This is a genomic window from Sporomusa sp., from assembly GCF_035561255.1.
Lineage (GTDB): Bacteria > Bacillota > Negativicutes > Sporomusales > Sporomusaceae > Sporomusa.
The window spans coordinates 1-4,758 of the sequence record NZ_DATMXX010000132.1; the positions used below are offsets into that span (position 1 = coordinate 1).

6 protein-coding genes are annotated in these 4,758 nt (G+C 54.4%); 4 read left to right on the top strand and 2 right to left on the bottom strand.

Annotated features, from left to right (window positions below):
- Both VN379_RS07500 and VN379_RS07505 read right to left on the bottom strand, forming a co-directional pair.
- Nucleotides 1–232, bottom strand: a 232-nt coding sequence (locus VN379_RS07500; RefSeq protein ID WP_325532419.1) for a hypothetical protein, incomplete at its 3' end; no start/stop codon positions are given.
- A 130-nt stretch (nt 233–362) separates the two neighbouring features.
- Nucleotides 363–722: a metalloregulator ArsR/SmtB family transcription factor gene (locus VN379_RS07505; RefSeq protein ID WP_325532421.1), complete on the bottom strand. Its 360-nt coding sequence runs from the start codon at nt 720–722 to the stop codon at nt 363–365.
- Nucleotides 723–913: 191 nt separating this feature from the next.
- On the opposite strand from VN379_RS07505, the gene VN379_RS07510 reads away from it, so the two are divergent.
- The 4 genes from VN379_RS07510 to arsA all read left to right on the top strand — a co-directional run.
- Entirely contained in the window at nt 914–1,357 is a 444-nt protein-coding gene (locus tag VN379_RS07510) for a MarR family transcriptional regulator (protein ID WP_325532422.1), read from the top strand.
- Nucleotides 1,358–1,389: 32 nt separating this feature from the next.
- A complete protein-coding gene (gene arsN2 / locus VN379_RS07515; protein WP_325532424.1) occupies nt 1,390–2,622 on the top strand; it encodes an arsenic resistance N-acetyltransferase ArsN2 in 1,233 nt (410 codons plus the stop codon).
- Nucleotides 2,623–2,716: 94 nt separating this feature from the next.
- Entirely contained in the window at nt 2,717–3,109 is a 393-nt protein-coding gene (arsD, locus tag VN379_RS07520; protein WP_325532426.1) for an arsenite efflux transporter metallochaperone ArsD, read from the top strand.
- 65 nt (nt 3,110–3,174) lie between these two features.
- The coding region (gene arsA / locus VN379_RS07525) for an arsenical pump-driving ATPase (RefSeq protein WP_325532428.1) at nt 3,175–4,758 on the top strand (1,584 nt) is incomplete at its 3' end.

Consider the following 4,758-nt stretch of genomic DNA (forward strand, 5'->3'; position numbering starts at 1 on the left):
TGCGAATACAAGTAATACAGGAAAAGTTACACTTGGTCGTAACCTCCAAGTACACTTTTTTTACATCCGGAACCAGCAGGCTGATCCGGTAACCATCTGCAGTCTTAACTATTAACGCCGCCTGCTCCGCAGTCAGCGACACCGGCAGCTTCAAATAACCACCCTTGGTAATCCGTGCCAGTGTACGCTCCGCCTCTTGGCCGATGTCCTCCTCATTATCGGGCCGTCTCATCCATCTTCCCCCCCATACATTCAAAATCAGTCAAGTTTTTAGTAAACGAGTCCGGTTTCCTCCCTGCTTTACTAGATTGAGCATCACTTAATTATATTGACTATATTCATATTTCCTGCAAATTTTTTTACTACTCTGTAATGTGCACCGTCCGCTCGCAACTACCGCCCAGTTCCCGGTACTTTCTCAGTCTCACCACATCTTTTTGACAGGCCGGCTCATTCACCAGTTCCTTGACTAAGAGTTCCCGCACAAAGGGATACCGCTCCAGACTGGTTTCATCCACCCGGTAATACACCCACTGGGCCTGCTTTTCCCCAGTAATCAGGCGGGCAAAGCGGAGCTTGGTCAGATGCCTCGAGGCATTGGACTGACTGATTTTCAGCACCTCTTCCAAATCACAGACGCACAGCGTTTCCTTGTTTAGCAGGTTCAAAATTCGCAACCGGGTCACATCACCCAGAGCCTTCACTACTTCAACTACATCCATTACAGCCACCTCACACACTTTTAATGCGTCATTGATCCTACGATATGATTATATGCAAATTTGCGAATATATGTCAAGGAAGCGCTGCCTATTTTTGTGTTGGTATTCTGCAAAAAAATTTATACCGAAGATTTTATATTGCATAATACAACTATTGTAGCATACAATACAAATAAGGAGGTGAACTCACCATGACCGACCTATCGCAGATTAAAACCTTGCGCCACGACATGCGGCTCTTAGCCCGCAAGATGGAGCTCATGACCAAGAGCGAAGCAAGCTGCTGTGGCATCACCCTGACCCAATGCCACCTCCTAACGGAAATCGGCTGGGCTGGTGCGGCATCCCTCAATACCCTGTCCGAACGCCTGGGCGTGGATAAGAGCACCATGAGCCGCAACATTGAGATTCTCGTAACCGACGGCCTAGTCAGTCGCACGACTGACCCCGACAACCGGCGGGCCGTCACCATCATGCTGACTGAGGAGGGCCGCCAGCTCTTTGATCAAGTCGAAGCCAGCATGACCCAGTTCTATGAAACGCTCTTTCAGGCTCTGCCGGCCAACAAACGCAGCCAGATCATAGAAAGCCTGGAGATCTTGCTTGAGACCATTCCCGCTGGCCGCTGGTGCTAACCTGAGAAACATCCCCTATAAGGAGGTAATCGATGGAAGCCATTCGTGAACAAGTACGGAAAAAATATGCGGCCGTTATTACTGAGGGCCAAAGCTGCTGCGGCAGTGACTGCTCCTGTAACCCAGTGACCGGCAACCTGTACCAAACAGGTGAACTAGACGGACTGCCTGCGGACCTTGTGGCATCCTCCTTTGGCTGCGGCAATCCCACCGCCCTGGCTACGCTGCATGCCGGGGAAACAGTACTCGACCTGGGCAGTGGCGCGGGCCTAGATGTGCTGCTCTCCGCCAGGCGAGTCGGCCCCTGCGGCAAAGCCTACGGCCTGGATATGACCGACGAAATGCTGGCGGCGGCCAGGGCTAATCAAAACCGTGCCGGCATTACTAACGCCGAATTTATCAAAGGCCATATTGAGGCCATTCCCCTGCCCGACAATGCCGTTGACGTCATTGTCTCCAACTGTGTCATCAATCTCTCGGGCGATAAAGACCGGGTACTCACCGAAGCGTACCGGGTGCTGAAACCGGGCGGCCGGCTGGCCATATCCGACATTGTGCTGGTGCGGCCGCTACCACCCGGCATCCAGCAAAATCTGGCCGCCTGGTCAGGCTGCGTCGCCGGAGCTTTAGAGGCTGAGGACTACCGCCGTAAACTGAAGGCCGCCGGCTTTACCGCAGTTGAGCTGGTCACCACCCGCGTCTATGACTTTACCGATGAAGGGGCCGCCCAATTCCTGCCTGACCTGAAACCGAAGGAACGGCAGGCGCTAAGAGGCGCACTCATCAGTGCTTTTATCCGAGCAAAAAAACCGGCCGCCCTGCTAACTCCCGGCACCGACTATAGCCTGCGTCCAGCCAGACCGGACGATCTTCCCGCCATCGAAAGCCTGTTAGCCGCGAGCGGTCTCCCTACCGACGGCGTAGCCGACCACTTGTCTACCTTCTGCGTGGCCGATGCAGAAGGCGTCGCCGGCGTCATCGGCCTAGAACTAGCCGGCGACGCTGCCCTGCTGCGGTCGCTAGCGGTTGCTTCTGACCAGCGCAAACGGGGTCTGGGCAATGCATTGTTTAATCAGGCGCTCGATCAGGCCCGCCAGGCCGGAGCTATGACCGCCTATCTTTTAACCAACACCGCTCAACAATTTGTCGCCCGCTGGGGTTTTACCCCCATTAGCCGCAGCGACATTCCGGCCAGCCTACTAAAAGCCTCGGCACTGGTCGCAGCGTGCCCAGACAGCAGCGCCTGCTTGCAAAAGGTACTATAGTGGGGCCATAGTAAAAGGAAACAGGCGCTTTTTCTTTCGGTTACCCGCTTGCTTGTTAAATAAAATAATAATCAATGAAATGGAGCGATGAGTTATGAAAAAAATGCAAATCTTTGAACCGGCTATGTGTTGCCCCACCGGCTTATGCGGTGTCGGTGTTGACCCTGAACTGCTGCGAATTTCCGCCGTGCTCAACGCATTAAAGAAAAATGGCATCGAAATCGACCGCTTTAATCTCACCGACGCCCCGATGGAATTTATCAATAACGAAGCCGTCAACAAGTTGATTAATGCCCACGGCGTCGATCAACTGCCTGTTACCGTCGTCGACGGGGAAATTGTGATCACCGGCCGCTACCCGGCCAATGATGATTTTATTAACATTCTCCAAATCTCAGCCAATCTACTGGGCGAAGCGCCCGACACAGCGAAAGACAAACCGAAAAATGAAGGCGGTTGCGGCTGCTCCGGCGGCAAGTGCTGCTAACCGGCGTACCGGCGCGGTCACTTCACTCACTGCGGCATGTCCTTAAAACACGGAGGTAAAGTGCTATGGAACTGTTTAATCCCAAAAAAATCACGCTGACCAAATATCTTTTCTATACCGGCAAAGGCGGCGTCGGCAAGACTTCAACAGCCTGCGCCACCGCCGTCACCCTGGCCGACAGCGGCAAAAAGGTGCTGCTCATCAGCACCGACCCCGCTTCCAACCTGCAGGACGTATTTCGCACCGAACTGACTGGCCAGGGCGTGCCCATCCCAGAAGTGCCCGGCCTGGTGGTAGCCAACTTAGACCCAATCCAGGCGGCTGCCGAATACCGGGAAAGCGTCCTTGCCCCCTACCAGGGCAAACTGCCCGATGCCGTCCTGCTGCATATGGCGGAGCAGCTTTCGGGCTCCTGCACGGTAGAGATTGCCGCCTTCAACGAATTTTCCCGCTTCATTACCGATGATGCCCTGCAGCAACAATACGACCATATCCTGTTTGATACCGCACCGACCGGCCACACCCTGCGCATGCTGCAGCTTCCCTCGGCCTGGAGCAATTTCATCAGCGAAAGCACCCACGGCGCATCCTGCCTGGGTCAGCTTGCCGGTTTGGAAAGTAAAAAGGCCATGTATAAGCAGGCAGTGGAAACGCTGGCCGACGGGAAACAGACGACGCTTCTTCTCATATCCCGCCCCGAAGTTGCACCGCTCAAGGAAGCGGCGCGGGCGGCACAGGAGCTGGCCGACCTGGGTGTTACCAACCAGGCCCTTGTTATCAACGGTGTACTGGCCGCCTATGACGACAGCATATCGGAAAGCTTGTACCACAAACAAGAGCAAGCGCTGGCCGCTATGACGCCGGCGTTAACGAGCCTGACCGCCTACCAGATTCCGCTCCGGGCCTACAACATTACTGGCATCGACAACGTCAGGGCCTTGCTTACACAAGATCATTATGTTGTCCGGAATGAAAAACTCCAGACCCAGAACATTCCGAAGCTTATCGATGTGATCGACGACCTGTACAGCTCAAATAAGAAGGTCATCTTCACCATGGGTAAGGGTGGTGTCGGCAAAACGACCATTGCAGCGGCCATTGCCATGGGATTAGCCGCCAGAGGCAAAAAGGTGCACCTGACCACAACTGATCCGGCCGCCCATCTGCAGTTCGTCATCAGCGAAACCGCCAACATCACAACAAGCCGCATTGATGAACAGGACGAACTAAAAAAATACCAGGACGAAGTCCTGGCCAAAGCCCGCGAAACCATGTCTGCTGAAGATATCGCCTATGTCGAGGAAGATTTACGCTCCCCCTGCACGCAGGAGATTGCCGTATTCCGGGCGTTCGCCCAGATTGTAGAAAAAGCAGAAGACCAGGTGGTTGTCATCGATACCGCCCCAACCGGCCACACGCTGTTGCTGCTCGATTCCACCCAGAGCTACCACAAGGAAATCGAGCGTTCTCATGGCGACATCCCTGAAGAGGTCAAAAAGCTGCTGCCTCGGCTGCGCAATGCCGCTGAAACCGAGGTCATCATCATTACCCTGGCTGAAGCCACACCGGTCTATGAAGCGCTGCGCCTGGAAGAAGACTTGAAACGGGCGGGCATTGCCACCAAATGGTGGGTCATCAACGCTTCCCTG